An 18291-nucleotide genomic window follows, 5' to 3' on the forward strand; every position below is an offset into this window, starting at 1 on the left:
CTGAAGCCGCTGTCGAACGTTCACCGGGCCGGCGACCGACGGTGTCGGGGCCGGTCGGGAACGACCTCACTCACCCACGGATCGCGCGACCAGGCCGACCGACGGGTCGTAGCGGACCGGGACGGGATCGCTGAGTTCGCCGACGAACTCGCCGTCGGTGTGCTCGACGAAGCCGATCAGGGACCAGCCGTCACCGTCCGGGACCAGGCGTGGGGCGTACAGGTGGGGTTGGGCGACCGGCCGGGCGGCGGCGACGTCCCAGGGGCCGCGTACCGTCGGCCCGGTGGCGACCCAGATCCGCTGCCCGGCCTCCCGGTCGGCGGCGAAGGCGTTGGTGCAGAACAGCAGTAGGGGCTGCCCGTCGACGACCGCGACCTGCGGTACCTCCAGGTGACCGAACCCGGCCGGGGTGGACAGCGGCGGTCGCACCGTCCAGTTCACCAGGTCCGGTGAGGTGGCGTGGCCGACGACCCCGCGCGCGTCGCCTGGTCCCTGGTTGCCGCGTGCGGTGACGAGCATGTGCCAGCCGTCGCCGTCCGGGTCCGGGAAGACCCACGGGTCGCGCCACGCCTCCTCGTACCACATCTCGTGATCGAGCAGCTCGTACCAGGTCGGGTCGGCCTCCACCACCGGGCCGCAGCCGTGCCGGTGCCAGCTGACCAGGTCGTCGGAGACGGCCAGGCCGATGCGCTGGACCAGACCGTCCTCCGCCCGGCTGACCCCGGTGTAGAAGAGGTACCACCGCTGGTCCGGGCCGCGTACCGTGCAGCCGGTCCAGGTCGCCAGGTCGTCCCAGGCGGGCGCGTCGGCGGGCACCAGGGCGTCGGCGCGCAGGTCCCAGGAGCGCAGGTCGGTGGAGACGGCGTGGCCGATCGAGGCCCGCCGATGGCGACGGTGTGGGTCGAGTAGGGCCCGCGACGCGCGCAGGAAGAACGCGTGCCAGCGGCCGTCGTCGTCCTGGGCGTACCAGCTGTCCCACACCCAGTGGTCGGGCAGTCGAAGCATGGCCGGAAACGTACCAGTGAATCGGTTTAGCGGCTATGGCGGGTGGTGGTCTGCCCGGCTCAGGGACGGTCGGATCAGTCGGCGGGAGCGGCCACGGACCCTCGCCGCCGCATCGGCATCGGGACGAACGACGTGGCGGCGTCGCCGCCGTCGAGCAGCACCTCCACCGCTCGGCGGCCCATCTGTTCGTGCGGCAGCGCCGCGGTGGACAGCCCCGGACGCAGCCACGCGGCGATCGGGTCGTCGTCGAAGGAGATCACCGAGAGGTCGTCGGGGATGGTGAGTCCGGCCTCGCCGAGCGCCTGGTACGCGCCGAAGGCGAGGCGGTCGTTCATGCAGATCACCGCGGTGGGGCGGGTCGGGTGCTCCAGCAGCTCACGCATGGCGTTGTGGCCGTGTTCCGGCAACCACTCCGGGCAGAAACTCTCCTCCAGCAGCGAGACCCCGGCGGCGGCGAGGGTGGCCCGGATGCCTCGCAGTCGGGCGTCGGCGGCCAGGGAGACCTCCGGGTCCTGTTCCTTCTCCAGGTTGCGACCGATCAGGGCGATCCGGTCCCGGTGACCGGAAGCGAGCAGCGCCTCGGCCGCCGCCGCGCCGGCCCCCTCGTCGTCGGGAAGCACGCAGGGCAGCGGCTCGGGACTGGTGGCGTTGAGCAGCACCACCGGGCCGCCGAGGATGGCCGGCGGCACCGCCAGCCGACGGGTCGCCATGGCGGCGTAGACCACGCCGTCGACCTGGCGGTCGAGGATCGCCTCGATGGCGTACCGCTCGAACGTCGGGTCCCCCTGCGTCTCGGTGATCAGCAGGGCGTGGTCCCGCTCGCGGGCGGCGTCCAGCGCGCCACGGATGAGGCCACCGGCGAAGCGGGTGGTGGCGACGATGTCGGAGACGAACGCGATGGTGGCGGTCTTGCGGGTACGCAGGCTGCGGGCGGCCACGTTGGGGCGGTAGCCGAGCTCCTCGGCCGCCGCGAAGACCCGTTGGTGCGCCTCGGCGGAGAGCCTGGTGCCCTCGCGCCCGTTGAGCACCATCGACGCGGCGGTCTTGGACAGACCGGCGCGTCGTGCCACGTCGGCCAACGTCGCTCTCTCACGACCCATGTGCGTCCTCCGTTCACGGCGGCCGTCCCGATGCCGTCGTCGTCCCATCATCGCGCGTCGAGTCACCCCCGTGGCACCGACGGTGTGTCGCATCGGCGCGCGGACGGTGGCGGACCATCTGTTTCCAGACCGTTGCGAACTCGTCCTTGACAGTCACCGGGCGACGCGCGCATGCTCTGCTAAATCAGTTTAGCGACGAGTTTCGGCTCTGCGGTGGACGCCTCGCGCCTACCGATGTCGTATTGGGTACCGCGCGCCGCGCGCCGGAGTTTCGGCACGCGACGGGCGCGACATGTGGTGGTCGGCGGACCGATGGCCGCAGGTCGCCACGAACGGCCGTCACAACCGGCTCGGCGCGCGGATGAGTCAAGGAGCAAGAGGTGCCGGAGTTCTCGACGAGATTCACCCGACGCCGGGTGGCGTTGCTGACGCCACTACTGGCCGTCGGTCTGGCTGTCACCGGCTGTAGCGCGCCCGGTTCGGAGCAGACCCCCTCCGGGGACTCCGACGCCCCGGTCAGCACCGAGCTGGGGACCGACCCAATCACCCTCGAAATGTACGCCGAGACCGGCTTCCCGCTGGCCAAGGCGCTCGCGGAGGAGTTCACCAAGCAACACCCGAACGTCACGTTCAACATCCGTGAGGACCAGTTCACCGTGATCACGGAGAACGCGCCCCGGGTGCTCGCCTCGGACAACGCGCCCGACCTCATCCGGCTGCCCACCATGGTCGACCTGGTCAAGGACGGGCTGCTGAAGAACCTGGACCCGTACTTCGACGCGTACGGCTGGGACGCCTTCCCCGCCTCCCAGCTGATCCAGCTGCGCCTGTCCGACGGTGGGGCGGTGCGGGGCAGCGGATCGCTGTACGGCATGGGCCTGGGTTACAGCGTGACCGGCGTCTTCTACAACCTCAAGCAGGCCGAGCAGATCGGCATGACCCAGCCGCCGGCCACCATCGCCGAGTTCGAGGACCTGCTGGCCAAGGCGAAGGCCGCCAACCTGCTGCCGATCATGCAGTTCAACAAGAACACCGCGGGTATCAACTTCCCGCACCAGGCATTGCAGAACCAGTACGGCGACCCGAACGCCATCGCCGACTGGATCTTCCAGAAGCCGGGCGCGACCTTCGACACGCCGGCCGCGCTCAAGGCCACCCAGACCATCCAGAAGTGGGCCGAGGCCGGTTACTTCCCGAAGGACGCGAACGCCATCGACTACACGGCGATGATGGGCGAGTTCCAGAAGGGCAACGGCCTGTTCATGTTCAACGGCGACTGGGAGTCGGGGAACCTGGACAAGAACATGGCCGGCGAGGTCGGCTTCTTCCTCTTCCCGGGGGAGACCGCCGACGCCAAGCGGGTCGCCATGTCCGCGCCGAACACGTTCGGCGTCGGTGCCCGGGCGAAGAACCCGGACGCCGCCGCCTTCTTCCTCAACTGGGCGCACACCAACGACAAGGCCCGCGAGATCTCGGTGACCATCGGCGGCTCGCACCCGGGCGGCCCGGCCGACCTCGCCCTACCGCCGGTGGTGGAGGGAACCGTGCTGGCCGAGACGCTCAAGGCGTCCCAGCAGCTCGGGGCGGACAACGGCGCGGTCGACTTCACCGCGAACGCGACCGGCGGCATCTTCGCCGCGGCCATCACCCCTGAGATGCAGAAGCTGATCGCCGGACAACAGACCCCCGAGGGGTACGTGAAGGCGGTCCAGGCCGAATACGAGAAGGAACTGTCCCGATGACGTCTGCCCTCGGCAGCGCCCCGGCCGGGTCGGACACCGCGTCCCGACCCGGCCGGGGGGACACCCGGGCACCCGTGCGGCTCCACCAGAAGCGGTGGGGCCGCACGGTCCGGTGGGCCGGGTGGCTCTGGGTGCTGCCCGCACTGGTCATGTACGGCATCTTCGTGCTGCGTCCGCTCGTGTTGACCGTGCAGTACTCGCTGTACCACTGGAACGGCATCGGCGCGGCCCGCTGGGCGGGGCTGGACAACTACCTCACCGTCTTCACCGACCGCGACCTGTTGAAGATCATTTCGAACGCCTTCATCCTGATCATCTTCTTCAGCTTCATCCCCGTCCTCCTCGGCCTGCTGGTGGCCAGCCTGGTCCGGCGGATCACCACCGGCCCGGCCGGCACGCTGGTCCGGACCGTGCTGTTCCTGCCCCAGGTGATCCCGCTCGTCGCGGCCGGCATCGCCTGGAGTTGGGTGCTCTCCACCAACGGCCTGGTCAACCAGGCGCTGCGGGCCGTCGGGCTGGACGTCGTCACCCGGGCCTGGCTCGGCGAGTTCAGCACCGCGCTGCCGGCGGTGGGCGTGATCGGCACCTGGGTCATGCTCGGCCTCTGCACGATCCTGCTGATCACCGGCATGAGCAAGATCGACCCCTCGCTCTACGAGGCCGCGCGCATCGACGGCGCCGGTCCGGTACGCGAGTTCTTCGCGGTGACCCTGCCCAGCCTGCGTCAGGAGATCGGGATCTGCCTGACCGTGACCATCATCGCGGCGCTGGCCAGCTTCGACATCGTCTACATCTCCACCAGCGGTGGACCGGGCATCCAGACCACCGTGCCCGGCCTGGAGATCTATCGGCTCGCCTTCTCCCAGCGTCAGGTCGGCCTCGCCTCGGCCCTCGCGGTGGTGCTGATGCTGCTGGTGCTGGTGTGCGTCCTGCCGATCCAGCGGCTGACCCGGGGAGAGAAGTGATGAACCTGACCACCCGCAGCGAGCGGCTGACCGGACGCATCTTCCTGATCGCGCTGGTCGTGGTCACCCTGCTGCCGTTCCTGAGCATGTTGTCGGCGGCCCTGCAACCACGCGGCACCGTGCCCACCGGCCTGGCCTGGCCCAGCGATCCACAGTGGGGCAACTTCGCCGACGCCTTCACCGCCGCCAACATGGGCGCGCTGCTGAAGTCGAGCGCGCTGATCGTGGCCGGGGTGGTGCCGGCCGGTGTGCTCATCGCGACCATGGCCGGATTCGGCCTCGGTCACCTGCGGGTGCCCGGCGGTCACATCGCCTTCGGGCTGCTGCTGCTCGGCCTCACCCTGCCCTTCGAGGCGGTGGTGACCCCGCTGTACTACCAGATGCGGGACCTGGGCCTGCTCAACACGCGATGGGCGATCGTCCTGCCGTTGATCGGCCTCTACATGCCGTTCGCGGTCTTCTGGATGCGCGCCCACTTCATCAACGTGCCCCGCGAACTGTCCGAGGCGGCACGGGTCGACGGCAGCAACACCTGGCAGCTGTTCTGGCGGGTCCACGTGCCGTTGGCCCGGCCGGCCATCGCCTCGCTGACGATCCTGCTGTTCCTGTGGACGTGGAACCAGTTCCTGCTGGCCATCGTGCTCGTCGACGACGCGACGAAGCGGACGATGGCCGGTGCGCTCGGCGCCTTCCAGGGGCAGTGGGGAACAGATCTGGTGCTGCTCTGCGCTGGCTCTCTGCTCATCCTCACGCCTACCCTCATCGTATTCCTGATCTTCCAACGGCAGTTCATCAAGGCTCTGCTCCAAGGCTCCGTGAAGGGATAGCTGGCGTGAGTGACACCCCCCAGATCCACGGTGACGTCGACGAGGGCTTCGGTCGGGTCGCCGACGTGTTCCGGGACAACTTCGCCCACCGTCAGGAGGTGGGTGCGGCCGTCGCGGTGTACCTGCGCGGCCGGAAGGTCGTCGACCTGCACGGCGGAGTCGCCGACCCGAGGTCGGGACGTGCGTGGTCGGCGGAAACCCCCGCCGTCGTCTTCTCCTGCACGAAGGGGATGATGACGATCTGCGCGTACCTGCTGGTGCAGGAGGGGCGGCTGGACCTCGACGCGCCGGTGACCCGCTACTGGCCGGAGTTCGGCCAGCACGGCAAGGCGGAGATCCCGGTCCGGTGGCTGCTCACCCACCAGTCCGGTCTGTCGGCGTTGGACCGGTCCTTCACCCGCGAGGAGGTGCTCGCCTGGGATCCGGTCATCAAGGCGATCGAGGAACAGGCTCCCCTGTGGAAGCCCGGCACCGCGCACAGCTACCACCCGATCACCTTCGGCTGGCTGATCGGTGAGGTGATCCGCCGGATCACCGGTGAGCTGCCCGGCAACTACTTCCGCCGGGTCCTCGGCGAGCCCCTCGGCCTGCGTACCTGGATCGGACTGCCGGCCGCCGAGCGCGACGCCGTCGCCTGGATGCTGGGGCCGATCGGGGATCCCGGCCCGGACTTCGACCCGGTCTCCGAGCGGGCCATCACCATGGGCGGTGCCTTCCCGTTCCCCGCTGACGCGGACGGCCTGGTCAGCTTCAACGATCCGGCGATCCAGGCCGCCCAGATCCCGGGCGCGGGCGCGGTCAGCACGGCGGAGAGCCTGGCCCGCCTCTACGCCGCCTGCGTGTCCGAGGTCGGCGGCGAGCGGCTGCTCAGCCCCGAGTCCGTCGAGGACGCCATCGCGGTCCGCGTCAGCGGGCAACAGGTCTACGGCCTGCCCGACGCCGGACACCGATGGGGCACCGGTTTCCTGGTGCACTCGGTGCCACGGCCGATGCTCGGCGTACGCAGCTTCGGCCACGACGGTGCGGGCGGGCACCTGGCCTTCGGTGACGACGCCCACCAGGCCGGGTTCGGCTACGTCGTCAACCAGATGGGCGGCGTCGACGACGAACGCGCCAACCTGCTCTGCGCCGCCGTCCGGGACTGCCTGGAGCGTTAGAGCCGGTGCCCGGCCGCGTCCTGTCGACGCGGCCGGGCCCGGTGGACGCCCTGCGAACCAGCCGATCTGCCGAACCTGCGCACCGGACCGGACGGGACCGGTCCGCCGCCGACCGGCGTACGGTGGGCGGATGTCACTCGTCGATGCGGATCTGGCCATCCAGGCCGCGCGGGCCGGTGCCGCGGTGGTGCGCTCGCACTACGGGACGCCGGTGGCCCGGATCGCGAAGTCGGGGTGGGATTTCGCGACCGCGGCGGACATCGAAGCCGAGGCGGCCATCCTCGCCGTGCTGCGGGCCGCCCGGCCCGAGGACGCCCTGTTGGCCGAGGAGAGCGGACTCAGCGGTTCCGCCGGTGACCGGCGCGTCTGGTTGGTCGATCCGCTCTGCGGGACGCTGAACTTCGCCGTGCACACCATGCTGGTCTCGGTCAACGTGGCCCTGCGGGTCGACGGGAAGGTCGTGGTGGCCGCCGCTGCGGACCCGTTCGCGCAGGAGGTCTTCTGGACCGACGGCACCGGCGCCTGGGTGCGGCGTGCCGGCACGGACCAGCGACTCACACCATCGGCCGAGTCCGCGTTGGTGGACGTCAACCTTGATCCGCCCTATCCCAACGAGCGGGTGTTCCGGGCCGCCCGGCTGCTGGCCCAGCAGGGTTTCGCCGAGCGGTTCCGGCCCCGGGTGGTGTCGACCTCGTTGGCGTTGGCCTGGGTCGCGGCCGGGCGGCGGGCGGCGTACGTGACGGACGGCCAGCCGCGCGACAGTGTCCACTTCGCGGCCGGTATCGCGCTCTGCGCGGCAGCGGGTTGTGTGGTGACCGGGATCGACGGCCAGCCGTGGGGGAGCGGCCTGGGTAGGCTCGTCGCGGCGGCCGACGCCGGTACGCACGCCGAACTGGTGGCGCTCATCGCACAGCAGCGCGAGTCGGCGTAGGGCCGGCACGGCTGCCGGCCCTACGCCTCGTGGGTAAGGTCGGCCCGGTGCGGCTCGGCGGCCCGTCAGTCGAGGCAGAACTCGTTGCCCTCGGGGTCGGTCATCACGATGAAACCGGCCTCGAGCGGGGGTGCGGGCTCGACCCGACGCACCTGCGTGGCGCCCAACGCGACCAGCCGATCGCTCTCGGCCTGCAACGCGGCCATCCGTTCCGCGCCGGTGAGCCCGGGTGCGGCCCGTACGTCGAGGTGCACCCGGTTCTTGACCATCTTGTCCTCGGGCACCTGCTGGAAGAAGAGTCGCGGGCCGATGCCCTCCGGGTCCTCGATGGCCGCCCTCGTGTTGCGCTGCTGCGGCGGTACGCCGATCCGGGCGAGGAAGTCGTCCCACGCGGCCAGCGGGTCGGCTCCCTCGGGCAGGTCCACACCGGGCGGGCCGGGATGCACGTAGCCCAGGGTGTCCCGCCAGAACGTCGACAGCGCCGTCGGGTCGTGGGCGTCGAAGGTGACCTGGATGTGGCGGCTCATCGGGTGCCTCCAATCGTCGTGCGTTGCGGATCCACCCTGCCAGCCGGGGCTGACATTCCTGCTGGATTCGCGACGAACGATCGCGGCACCTCCTGGTCGTTCGAGCGGAGGCTAGCAGTATCAACCTCGTCGATGTTAACGTTCGCAGGAGCCTCCTCAGCAGTGGTAACGGCCGTTGTGGCGAGTGCCGATGTGATCGTCAACATCAGGCGACCTCCGACGAGCCGTCCCGAACGTCGCGTGGATGTTCGCCGGATTCGGCCCGGGAAGTGGCCGCTTGCCGGCCGTCATCCATCTGATGTATTCGGCTGGGTTCGTGTCCGTCGGGCAGCCTGATCGCCTTACGGGCAGGCTTTGAAAGCGTTGACGTCACACGTCTGTAACCCCTAACGTCTGATGTCTGAGGTACGCGAACTCCACCACCCATCACCGTGTTCCTGGAGGGATCGCCATGTCCCGTCCCCCTGCCAGCCGTCGGGCCCGGTCGAGGCGTCCCCGGTGCGGGTGGGCGCCCGTGGTCTGGTCCGTCGACCCGCATGAACCCTTCGCACCTCACATCCGAGGTGTACGTCGCCGCCCGGTAGCGGGCGTGACGACGCGCTTCGGGTGATGCCCCGGATATGGAGGAACGACCATGGCAAACAGGGCGCTGCTGAGCCTGGGCCTGACGTTGACACTCGGCGCCTCGGCCACCTTGGTGGCCGGCTGCGGTGACCGTGCGGCCGACGGATCCGGATCGACCGATTCCCCGGTCGTCGGGGTGGACTACCCCCGCTCCGACACGGACTTCTGGAACTCCTACATCACTTACGTTCCGCAGTTCGCCAAGGAACTCGGTGTCGAGATCAAGACGACGAACTCACAGAACGACATCGCCAACCTCATCTCGAACACCCAGACCTTCATCAGCCAGGGGGTCCAGGGGGTGGTGATGGCACCGCAGGACACCGCCGCCATCGCGCCGACGCTGTCCCAACTGGACGACAGGAAGATCCCGGTGGTCACCATCGACACCCGACCGGACACCGGCAACGTGTTCATGGTCGTCCGTGCCGACAACCGTGCCTACGGCATCAAGGCGTGCCGGTTCCTCGGCACCAAACTCGGCGGCACGGGCAAGGTCGTCATGCTCCAGGGCGGCCTCGACTCGATCAACGGCCGGGACCGCACCGAGGCGTTCAACGAGTGCATGCAGCAGGAGTTCCCGGACATCACCGTCTTCGGCGAGGCCACCGACTGGAAAGCGGACGTGGCCGCGTCGAAGCTCCAGACCCGGTTCGCGTCGGACCCGGACGTCAAGGGCATCTACATGCAGTCCTCCTTCGCCCTCTCCGGAACCCTCCAGATCCTCAAACAGCGCGGTCTCCAGGTGCCACCGAGCGATCCCAAGCACGTCTTCGTGGTCTCCAACGACGGCATTCCCGAGGAGCTGAAGCACATCGGTGACGGTCTGATCGACGCCACCGTCAGCCAGCCGGCCGACCTCTACGCCAAGTACGGCCTGGAGTACGTGCAGGCGGCGATCGAGGGCAAGACCTTCCAGCCCGGACCGACCGAGCACGGCAGCACCATCATCCAGGTGCGCGACGGCCTCCTTGAGGACCAGCTGCCGGCGCCGCTGGTGACGCTGGACGGTGCGCCGATCGCGGGCGAGCCCACGGTGAAGTACGACGACGCCTCCCTGTGGGGCAACAACCCGTGAGCGTCGAGCGACCTGGCGACGAGCTGGCCCGAGCCGACCAGCCGGTCGTCGAGGCGGTGAACATCACCAAACGGTTCGGCTCGACCCTGGCGCTGGACGACGCGGGGATCGTGGTCCGGCGGGGCGAGACCCACGCCCTGGTCGGGCGCAACGGTGCCGGCAAGTCCACCCTGGTCAGCATCCTGACCGGGCTACAGGCCGCCGACAACGGCGCGGTGGCCTTCGACGGGCGCCCGGCACCGCCGCTGGGGGATAGGGACGCCTGGCGCAGGCGGGTCGCCTGCGTCTACCAGAAGTCGACCATCATCGGCACGCTGACCGTCGCGGAGAACCTGTTCCTCAACCGGCACGCCCGCGGTCCGGGCGGGTTGATCCGGTGGTCGCGGCTGCGTCGGGAGGCGGAGCAGCTGTTGGCGGAATGGTCGGTGGAGGTCGACGTACGCCAGCCCGCCTCGACCCTCTCGGTCGAGCAACGACAGTTCGTCGAGATCGCCCGGGCGCTCTCCTTCGGCGCCCGGTTCATCATCCTCGACGAGCCGACCGCCCAGCTCGACGGAGCCGGCATCAACCGGCTGTTCGCCCGGATCCGTCAGCTGCGGGCGCAGGGCGTGACCTTCCTGTTCATTAGCCACCACCTCCAGGAGATCTACGAGATCTGCGATCAGGTGACCGTCTTCCGCGACGCCCGACACATCGTCACCGCCCCGGTGGCGCGGCTGAGCCGACCGGCGTTGGTCGCCGCGATGACGGGTGAGGACGTGACGATGCCCGAGGCCGACCACCGCCCGCTGGTAGGCGATGCCCCGGTGCTGTTGTCCGTCCGGGACCTGGTCACCACCTCCGGTGCCGAGCTGTCCCTCGAGACCCGGGCGGGTGAGGTGGTGGGCATCGCGGGCGGTGGCGGCAGCGGCAAGGTCGAGGTCGCCGAGGCGATCGTCGGCCTGGCCCGGCCGGTGGGTGGGACGGTCGTGGTCGACGGTCGGACGCTGCGTCCCGGCAGCGTGCCCGACGCACTCGACGCCGGTGTCGGCCTGGTGCCGCAGGACCGGCACCGGGAGGGCCTGGTTCCGCTGCTGTCCATCGCCGAGAACGTCACCATGACCGTGCCGGGTCGGATCGGCCGACGGGGCCTCATCTCGCCGGCCCGGCGCGACGCCCTGGCCCGGGACACCATCGCCGACCTGGCGATCAAGGCGTCCGGCCCGCAGGTGCCGGTCGCCGACCTGTCCGGCGGCAACCAGCAGAAGGTGGTCATGGGCCGGGCCCTGGCCAGTGACCCGAAGCTGCTGGTCCTGATCACCCCCACCGCCGGTGTGGACGTGCGCTCCAAGCAGACCCTGCTCGGCGTGGTCGAGGAGGTTCGTCGTCGCGGCACCAGCGTGTTGGTCGTCTCCGACGAACTCGACGACCTGCGGATCTGTGACCGCGTCCTGGTGATGTTCCAGGGACGCCTCGTCCGCGAGATGCCCCACGGCTGGAGCGACAACGAGCTGGTAGCCGCCATGGAAGGGGTGGATCTCCACCATGTCTGAGACGCTCTCCACCACGCGGTCGGCGGCCACGCCGCCCGCGTCCGCACCGGGTGCCTCGTCGCGCAGCCTGGCCATCGCCCGACTCCGTGATCTGGCGCTGGTGCCGGCGATCGTCGCGGTCGCGATCGTCGGGTCGATCGTCAGCCCGGTCTTCCTCAGCACCGACAACATCATCAACGTGTTGCAGAGCATGTCGGAGATCGCCATCGTGGTCCTCGCCCAGACCATCGTGCTGATCACCGGCAAGATGGACCTGTCGCTGGAGTCCACCTTCGGTCTCGCGCCCGGCATCGCGGCCTGGCTGGTCGTGGACCCGGCGTTGACCCGGGGCCTCGGCCTCGACCTGCTGCCGGACGCCTGGTCGGTCCCGGTGGTGCTGCTCGTCGGCGCTCTCGTCGGCGCCTTCAACGGGCTGCTCATCGTCCGGTTCGGCCTCAACGGCTTCATCGTCACGTTGGGCATGCTGATCGTGCTGCGTGGTCTGCTCACCGGCATCTCCGGTGGCCAGACCTTCTTCATGCTGCCCGACTCGATGACCTATCTCGGCTCCGCCACCTGGGTCGGCGTGCCGGCCTCGATCTGGTTGTCGCTGCTGCTGTTCGCCGCCGGGATCGTCGTCCTCGGCTACACCCGTGCGGGTCGGGCGCTGTACGCGATCGGCGGTAACGCCGACGCGGCCCGCGCGGCGGGCATCCGCACCGACCGGGTGCTCTGGATGGCGCTGATCGTGGCCAGTGTGCTCGCGGCCCTTGCCGGTCTGCTGATCAGCGGTCGGCTCGCGGCGGTGCCGTCGGCCCAGGGCAGCGGCGCCATCTTCCAGGTGTTCGCGGCGGCGGTGATCGGTGGCGTCAGCCTCAACGGCGGCAAGGGCAGCGTGTTCGGCGCCTTCACCGGCGTGCTGCTGCTTTTCATGATCATAAACGTGTTGACCTTGGCCGGGGTGCCCGCGCAGTGGACGAACTTCCTCAACGGCACCGTCATCCTGGTGGCCCTGGTGGTCTCCCGCATCACCGGAGGCAAGGCGCAGACGTGAGGCGGCCGACCGGCCGGCGTCGCGAGGCAGACAACCAGGGCACACCTGTTCGACCCCTCAGGAGTTGTGGTGAGTGAGCGCGTCTCGTCCGTAGAAACCATCGACGTACGGTTCCCCACGTCCCGGCATCGTGACGGGTCGGACGCGATGAACCCGTTTCCCGACTACTCCGCCGCGTACGTCATCGTGCGGACGTCGGCCGGGGCCGAAGGGCACGGCTTGATCTTCACCGTGGGGCGTGGCACCGACCTTCAGGTGGCGGCGGTGCAGACGCTCGCCTCGATGGTGGTCGGCGAGCGGGTCGACGAGCTGATCGCCGATCCGGGCGCGCTGGCCCGCCGGCTCGTCGGGGACAGCCAGATCCGTTGGCTCGGGCCGGAGAAGGGCGTCGTGCACATGGCCGCCGGTGGTCTGGTCAACGCGGTGTGGGATCTCGCGGCCCGACGGGCGGGGAAGCCGCTGTGGAAGCTGCTCGCCGACCTCACCCCGGAACAGCTGGTCGCGCAGGTCGACTTCCGCTACCTGCGGGACGCCCTCACCGAGGACGAGGCACTGGCGTTGCTGACCGCCGCCGAGCCCGGCCGGGGCGAGCGCGAGCGGCGGCTGCGCGCCGAGGGCTACCCCGCGTACACCACCACCCCGGGCTGGCTGGGTTACGACGACGAGAAGCTGGCCCGGCTCTGCCGGGAGGCGGTCGAGTCGGGCTACCGGCTGATCAAGCTCAAGGTGGGCGGGAACCTGGCCGACGACATACGCCGGATGGGCATCGCCCGGCAGGCGGTCGGTCCGGACGTGCGGATCGCGGTGGATGCGAACCAGATCTGGGGCGTACCCGAGGCGATCGGATGGATGCGGGAGCTGGCCGCGTTCGACCCGTACTGGATCGAGGAGCCGACCTCGCCGGACGACGTGCTCGGGCACGCCGCCGTCCGTAAGGCTCTCGCTCCGGTCAAGGTGGCCACCGGCGAGCACGTGCACAACGCCGTGATGTTCAAGCAGCTGCTCCAGGCCGACGCCGTCGACGTGGTGCAGATCGACGCCTGTCGCGTCGGCGGGGTCAACGAGAACCTGGCGATCCTGCTGCTCGCCGCGAAGTTCGGGGTGCCGGTCTGCCCGCACGCCGGGGGAGTGGGGCTCTGCGAGCTGGTCCAGCACCTGGCCATGTTCGACGTCGTCGCGCTCAGCGGCAGCACCGAGGACCGGGCCATCGAGTACGTCGATCACCTGCACGAACACTTCGTCGATCCGGTACGCGTCAGCGGCGGACGCTACCGCGCGCCCGAGGCTCCCGGGATGGGCGCGCGGATCCGGCCCGACTCGTTGGCGCGGTACCGCTTCCCGGACGGCCCGGCGTGGGTGGACGCGTGGGTCATCGCGGAAGCGCCGGGAACATGACCGGCGGCGGGCGGTCACCGACCGGGTCCGGATGCTGCCCCGTGCCGGTCGGATCATCTGATGTCTGGCGTGGTCCGACCATCCGGGTTAGCGGTGGGTGGCTACTCGTCGGCCGAGCCGGCGGCCAGCACCGTACGCAGCCAGGCCTCCGAGGTGTTGACGTGCAGCAGGGCGCTGGCCTGGGCCAACAACTGGTCCCGGGCGCGCAGGGCGAGGTAGATGGTGTGGTGTTCCTCGATGGTCTGGTGCGCCGCGTTGCCCTCTATCAACCCGCGCCACACCCGGGCGCGCAGCGTACGACCGGAGAGCCCGTCGAGCAGCGAGGTGAGGGTCTCGTTGCCGGTGGTGGCGACGACGGTGTGGTGGAAGGCGGTGTCGTACCGGATGAGCTGCTCGGCGTCATCGGCCGCCGCCCGCATGTCCGCCAGGATCTGGCCCAGCTCGTCGAGGTCGGCATCGGTCATCCGCAACGCCGCCAGGCCGGTCGCCATCGGCTCCAGCATCCGGCGTACCTCCATGACCTCCAGGAGGGTGTCGTCGCGCAGCAGTTCCACCGCGACGCCGAGCCCCTGCAACAGCAGGCGGGGGGCGAGGCTGGTGACGTAGGTGCCGTCGCCGCGCCGTACGTCGAGCACGCGGGCCGATTCGAGCACCTTGACCGCCTCTCGGACGCCGCTGCGCGACAGTCCCATCTGGGCGGCCAGCACCGGCTCCGGTGGCAGTCGCGTCCCGGGGGGCAGCTCACCGCTCTGGATCATGCTCCGGATCTTCGCGATCGCGTCGTCGGTCAGTGCCATCCACGCCCCCTCCGGACCGGTCAGCCGTACGCCCCCGGCCTGGACCCGGAATCCGTGGCCGCCCCGGCGATCCTCACCACTATAGAGACATCGGACGTTTCCCGGCGACGCAAGCGCGGCCGGGGCCGAAAGCGACTCACTGCCCTGGAGGGGGAGACCTGCGACGTGACGCATTGGTGATCCGACCCGGGGCGCAGCACCGGGTCGCCGGTCGGCGACGGCCTGCCGCCGCAGTGGTCTGGCCGCGCCCCGCGCCGGGATACATCTGACGAATACGGTCGACGGATCGCACCTAGCCCGGTGTGCGATCGGGCCCGACAGGGTCGGTTGATGGGTGTGGCGGCATCCTGCCCGAGATGCTGAAATACCTGCTGGAGTGCACTTCTCTGGCTCGACGGCGAGTCTGCGCGTCGCCTGCTATTCGCATAGATCGATCATTGCCTATCGGGATCGGCGGCGGTAACATTCGCGAAACACCTCAGATGTTTGACCGTTCTGGGCCTGCCGGCGATCCGTGGGGCTTCGGATGGCCGGATCGGTCACGGTTGGAGGATCGATGTCAGACCTGACTCGACGGCAGGCCCTCAAGATCGGAGCGGCGGGCGCGGGCGGAGCCCTGCTGCCGGTGCCGTGGACCGCCGTCGCCCGAGCGAACTCGTCGGCGCCGCCCCAGGTGCTCGCCGCCGGTGACCTGGCGCTCTGGTACGACGAACCCGCCGGCACCGACTGGCTGCGGGCACTGCCGATCGGCAACGGCCGGCTCGGCGCCATGGTCTTCGGCAATGTCGACACCGAGCGGCTACAGCTCAACGAGGACACCGTCTGGGCCGGTGGGCCGCACGAACCGAGCAATCCCCGTGGGCTGGGCGCACTGGCCGAGATCCGGCGGCTCGTGTTCGCCAACCAGTGGACCCAGGCCCAGAACCTGATCAACCAGAACATGCTCGGCAACCCGGTCGGGCAGTTGGCGTACCAGACCGTCGGCAACCTCCGGCTGGCCTTCCCGACCTCCGGCGGCGCGTCGCAGTACGACCGGCAGCTGGACCTCACCACCGCGACCACCACCGTGTCGTACGTGATGAACGGCGTGCGGTACCAGCGGGAGACCTTCGCCAGCGCGCCGGACCAGGTCATCGCCATGCGGCTGACCGCCGACCGGAGCGGCTCGATCACCTTCACCGCGACCTTCGACAGCCCGCAGCGGACCTCGGTCTCCAGCCCGGACGGCTCCACCATCGCCCTCGACGGCATCTCCGGCAACCAGGAGGGCGTCAACGGCGCGGTGCGTTTCCTCGCGCTGGCCCACGCCACCGTCAGCGGCGGCAGCGTGAGCAGCTCCGGTGGCACGCTGCGGGTGACCGGTGCCACCAGCGTGACCCTGCTCGTGTCGATCGGCTCCAGTTACGTCAACTACCGCAACGTCAGCGGCGACTACCAGGGCATCGCGCGTGGGCATCTCACCGCGGCGCGGGCCAGCAACTACGACCAGCTGCGCAGTCGGCACGTCGCCGACTACCAGGCGCTGTTCGGGCGGGTCAGCCTCGACCTGGGGCGTACCTCCGCCGCCGACCAGCCGACCGACGTGCGGATCGCCCAGCACAACAGCGTCAACGATCCGCAGTTCTCCGCGCTGCTGTTCCAGTTCGGTAGGTACCTGCTGATCTCGTCCTCCCGACCGGGCACCCAGCCGGCCAACCTCCAGGGCATCTGGAACGACTCGCTGACCCCGGCCTGGGACTCGAAGTACACCATCAACGCCAACCTGCCGATGAACTACTGGCCGGCCAACACCACCAACCTGTCCGAGTGCCACGCGCCGGTCTTCGACATGATCCGGGAACTCGCGGTGGCCGGAGCCCGCACCGCGCAGGTCCAGTACGGTGCCGGTGGCTGGGTCACCCACCACAACACCGACGCCTGGCGGGCCACCTCCGTGGTCGACGGCGCGTTCTGGGGCATGTGGCAGACCGGCGGGGCCTGGCTGGCCACCCTGATCTGGGACCACTACCTGTTCACCGGAGACATCGAGTTCCTCCGGGAGAACTACCCGGCGATGAAGGGCGCGGCGCAGTTCTTCCTCGACACCCTGGTGACCGAGCCGAACCTCGGCTATCTGGTGACCAACCCGTCTAACTCGCCGGAGATCGGCCACCACGCCGACGCCAGCGTGTGCGCCGGGCCGACGATGGATAACCAGATCCTGCGCGACCTGTTCGACGGATGCGCCCGAGCGAGCGAGGTCCTCAACACCGACGCCACCTTCCGGGCCCAGGTGCGGGCCACCCGGGACCGGCTCGCGCCGAACCGCATCGGGTCGCGCGGCAACATCATGGAGTGGCTCTACGACTGGGTCGAGACCGAGCGCAACCACCGCCACGTCTCACACCTGTACGGGTTGGCGCCCAGTAACCAGATCACCCGCCGGGGCACCCCGGCGCTGTTCGAGGCGGCCCGGCGCACCCTCCAGATCCGGGGCGACGACGGCACCGGCTGGTCACTCGCCTGGAAGATCAATTTCTGGGCGCGGATGGAGGAGGGCAACCGGGCCCACGACCTGATCCGCTACCTCGCCACCCCGGCCCGGCTGGCGCCGAACATGTTCGACCTGCACCCGCCGTTCCAGATCGACGGCAACTTCGGCGCCACCGCCGGCATCGCGGAGATGCTGTTGCACAGCCACGTCGGCGAGCTGCACATCCTGCCGGCCCTGCCGGCGGCCTGGCCGAACGGGCAGGTCAGCGGATTGCGCGGCCGGGGTGGTCACACCGTCGGCATCACCTGGCGCAACGGTCAGGCCACCGAGATCCTCGTCCGGCCGGACCGGGCCGGCACGGTCCGGTTGCGGGGCCGCATGTTCACCGGCGACCACACCGTGGTCGACGCCGCCGACGGCAGCACGCCCCGGACCACGAGGATCGAGAGCGACCTGATCGAGGTCACCGTCGCAGCCGGGCGCACCTACCGGGCCACCGGCTCCGGTGCCGGGCCCACCGCGCCGCCGCTGGAGCAGAGCTTCACCAACGTCAGCACCACCAACGACAACAACACCGGTGCCGGGAACTTCGACGGCAACGGGGCCACCCTCTCCGCGCAGGCCCTGGCCCAGGCCGGGGTCACCCCGGGCAGCACGGTGAGCCGCAACGGCGTCACCTTCCGCTGGCCCAACGTCGCACCGGGCGGTGCCGACAACGCCATCGCCTCGGGCCAGTCGATCGGTCTGACCGGCACGGGCCGTACGCTCGGCTTCCTCGCGACCGGCACGTACGGGACCGTGTCGGGCACCGGTGCCGTGGTGTACGCCGACGGCACCCGGCAGACGTTCACGCTCAGCACCCCCGACTGGTACGGCGGACCGCACTCCGGTGGCACGGCGGCCATCGTGATGGCGTACCAGAACCGCCCGGGCAACCAGCGGCAGAACACCACCGCCTGCATCTACTACGTCGGGGTGAGCCTGCAGAACAAGCCGGTGACCCGGGTGGAACTGCCCAACATCAGTGCGGGCCCCGCGGCCTACGTACCGACCATGCACATCTTCGCGATCGCGATCGGCGGCTGAGCCCGGACCACCGTCGACG

The 18291-nt window shown here is 69.9% G+C and carries 14 protein-coding genes; 10 read left to right on the top strand and 4 right to left on the bottom strand.

Annotated elements, in window-relative coordinates:
• Positions 1 to 66: 66 nt before the first annotated feature.
• Together ACLQ2S_RS08575 and ACLQ2S_RS08580 are read right to left on the bottom strand one after the other, a co-directional pair.
• Positions 67 to 1005 carry a glycosyl hydrolase family 32 gene (locus tag ACLQ2S_RS08575; protein ID WP_425701472.1) on the bottom strand — a complete coding sequence of 313 codons (939 nt, stop codon included), beginning with the start codon at positions 1003 to 1005 and terminating at the stop codon, positions 67 to 69.
• Between the two features lie 74 nt (positions 1006 to 1079).
• Positions 1080 to 2105 carry a LacI family DNA-binding transcriptional regulator gene (locus tag ACLQ2S_RS08580; protein ID WP_155216570.1) on the bottom strand — a complete coding sequence of 342 codons (1026 nt, stop codon included), beginning with the start codon at positions 2103 to 2105 and terminating at the stop codon, positions 1080 to 1082.
• Positions 2106 to 2485: 380 nt separating this feature from the next.
• Here ACLQ2S_RS08580 and ACLQ2S_RS08585 point away from each other — a divergent pair, with 380 nt between their 5' ends.
• The 5 genes from ACLQ2S_RS08585 (at position 2486) to ACLQ2S_RS08605 (ending at position 7727) form a co-directional block, all read left to right on the top strand.
• A complete protein-coding gene (locus ACLQ2S_RS08585) occupies positions 2486 to 3847 on the top strand; it encodes an ABC transporter substrate-binding protein (RefSeq protein ID WP_425701473.1) in 1362 nt (453 codons plus the stop codon).
• Positions 3844 to 4812: a carbohydrate ABC transporter permease gene (locus ACLQ2S_RS08590; RefSeq protein ID WP_155216568.1), complete on the top strand. Its 969-nt coding sequence runs from the start codon at positions 3844 to 3846 to the stop codon at positions 4810 to 4812. Before ACLQ2S_RS08585 ends, ACLQ2S_RS08590 begins: the two co-directional genes overlap by 4 nt.
• Complete coding sequence (locus ACLQ2S_RS08595) at positions 4812 to 5639, top strand: carbohydrate ABC transporter permease (RefSeq protein WP_155216566.1); 828 nt, start codon at positions 4812 to 4814, stop codon at positions 5637 to 5639. The genes ACLQ2S_RS08590 and ACLQ2S_RS08595 overlap by 1 nt, the downstream gene beginning before the upstream one ends.
• Positions 5640 to 5644: 5 nt before the next feature.
• Positions 5645 to 6796 (top strand): serine hydrolase domain-containing protein, encoded by a 1152-nt coding sequence (locus ACLQ2S_RS08600; protein ID WP_309223005.1) that lies wholly within the window; start codon positions 5645 to 5647, stop codon positions 6794 to 6796.
• Positions 6797 to 6926: 130 nt separating this feature from the next.
• Positions 6927 to 7727, top strand: a complete 801-nt coding sequence (locus ACLQ2S_RS08605) for an inositol monophosphatase family protein (RefSeq protein ID WP_155216564.1) — start codon at positions 6927 to 6929, stop codon at positions 7725 to 7727.
• Positions 7728 to 7792: 65 nt separating this feature from the next.
• Here ACLQ2S_RS08605 and ACLQ2S_RS08610 read toward each other — a convergent pair whose 3' ends face one another.
• Positions 7793 to 8254: a VOC family protein gene (locus ACLQ2S_RS08610; protein ID WP_155216562.1), complete on the bottom strand. Its 462-nt coding sequence runs from the start codon at positions 8252 to 8254 to the stop codon at positions 7793 to 7795.
• A 634-nt stretch (positions 8255 to 8888) separates the two neighbouring features.
• Here ACLQ2S_RS08610 and ACLQ2S_RS08615 point away from each other — a divergent pair.
• The 4 genes from ACLQ2S_RS08615 to ACLQ2S_RS08630 all read left to right on the top strand — a co-directional run bounded on the left by ACLQ2S_RS08615 (position 8889) and on the right by ACLQ2S_RS08630 (position 13916).
• A complete protein-coding gene (locus ACLQ2S_RS08615) occupies positions 8889 to 9956 on the top strand; it encodes a sugar ABC transporter substrate-binding protein (protein ID WP_155216560.1) in 1068 nt (355 codons plus the stop codon).
• Complete coding sequence (locus tag ACLQ2S_RS08620) at positions 9953 to 11488, top strand: sugar ABC transporter ATP-binding protein (protein ID WP_425701474.1); 1536 nt, start codon at positions 9953 to 9955, stop codon at positions 11486 to 11488. The genes ACLQ2S_RS08615 and ACLQ2S_RS08620 overlap by 4 nt, the downstream gene beginning before the upstream one ends.
• The gene (locus ACLQ2S_RS08625) at positions 11481 to 12521 is read left to right on the top strand and encodes an ABC transporter permease (RefSeq protein ID WP_155216558.1); all 1041 of its coding nucleotides are present in this window, start codon (positions 11481 to 11483) and stop codon (positions 12519 to 12521) included. The genes ACLQ2S_RS08620 and ACLQ2S_RS08625 overlap by 8 nt, the downstream gene beginning before the upstream one ends.
• Positions 12522 to 12587: 66 nt before the next feature.
• Positions 12588 to 13916 (top strand): enolase C-terminal domain-like protein, encoded by a 1329-nt coding sequence (locus tag ACLQ2S_RS08630; protein WP_425701475.1) that lies wholly within the window; start codon positions 12588 to 12590, stop codon positions 13914 to 13916.
• A 101-nt stretch (positions 13917 to 14017) separates the two neighbouring features.
• Here ACLQ2S_RS08630 and ACLQ2S_RS08635 read toward each other — a convergent pair whose 3' ends face one another.
• Positions 14018 to 14713: a FadR/GntR family transcriptional regulator gene (locus tag ACLQ2S_RS08635; RefSeq protein ID WP_155216554.1), complete on the bottom strand. Its 696-nt coding sequence runs from the start codon at positions 14711 to 14713 to the stop codon at positions 14018 to 14020.
• 556 nt (positions 14714 to 15269) lie between these two features.
• On the opposite strand from ACLQ2S_RS08635, the gene ACLQ2S_RS08640 reads away from it, so the two are divergent.
• Positions 15270 to 18272: a glycoside hydrolase family 95 protein gene (locus ACLQ2S_RS08640; RefSeq protein WP_425701476.1), complete on the top strand. Its 3003-nt coding sequence runs from the start codon at positions 15270 to 15272 to the stop codon at positions 18270 to 18272.
• Positions 18273 to 18291: the final 19 nt, after the last annotated feature.

The sequence above is a fragment of the Micromonospora sp. DT48 genome, from assembly GCF_049844495.1.
Taxonomy (GTDB): Bacteria; Actinomycetota; Actinomycetes; order Mycobacteriales; family Micromonosporaceae; genus Micromonospora.

Bases quoted from the DNA above. Each gene is read 5' to 3' on its own strand.
- ACLQ2S_RS08575 (WP_425701472.1), bottom strand. From the start codon at position 1,005: ATGCTTCGACTGCCCGACCACTGGGTGTGGGACAGCTGGTACGCCCAG.
- ACLQ2S_RS08580 (WP_155216570.1), bottom strand. From the start codon at position 2,105: ATGGGTCGTGAGAGAGCGACGTTGGCCGACGTGGCACGACGCGCCGGT.
- ACLQ2S_RS08590 (WP_155216568.1), top strand. From the start codon at position 3,844: ATGACGTCTGCCCTCGGCAGCGCCCCGGCCGGGTCGGACACCGCGTCC.
- ACLQ2S_RS08595 (WP_155216566.1), top strand. From the start codon at position 4,812: ATGAACCTGACCACCCGCAGCGAGCGGCTGACCGGACGCATCTTCCTG.
- ACLQ2S_RS08605 (WP_155216564.1), top strand. From the start codon at position 6,927: ATGTCACTCGTCGATGCGGATCTGGCCATCCAGGCCGCGCGGGCCGGT.
- ACLQ2S_RS08610 (WP_155216562.1), bottom strand. From the start codon at position 8,254: ATGAGCCGCCACATCCAGGTCACCTTCGACGCCCACGACCCGACGGCG.
- ACLQ2S_RS08615 (WP_155216560.1), top strand. From the start codon at position 8,889: ATGGCAAACAGGGCGCTGCTGAGCCTGGGCCTGACGTTGACACTCGGC.
- ACLQ2S_RS08625 (WP_155216558.1), top strand. From the start codon at position 11,481: ATGTCTGAGACGCTCTCCACCACGCGGTCGGCGGCCACGCCGCCCGCG.
- ACLQ2S_RS08635 (WP_155216554.1), bottom strand. From the start codon at position 14,713: ATGGCACTGACCGACGACGCGATCGCGAAGATCCGGAGCATGATCCAG.
- ACLQ2S_RS08640 (WP_425701476.1), top strand. From the start codon at position 15,270: ATGTCAGACCTGACTCGACGGCAGGCCCTCAAGATCGGAGCGGCGGGC.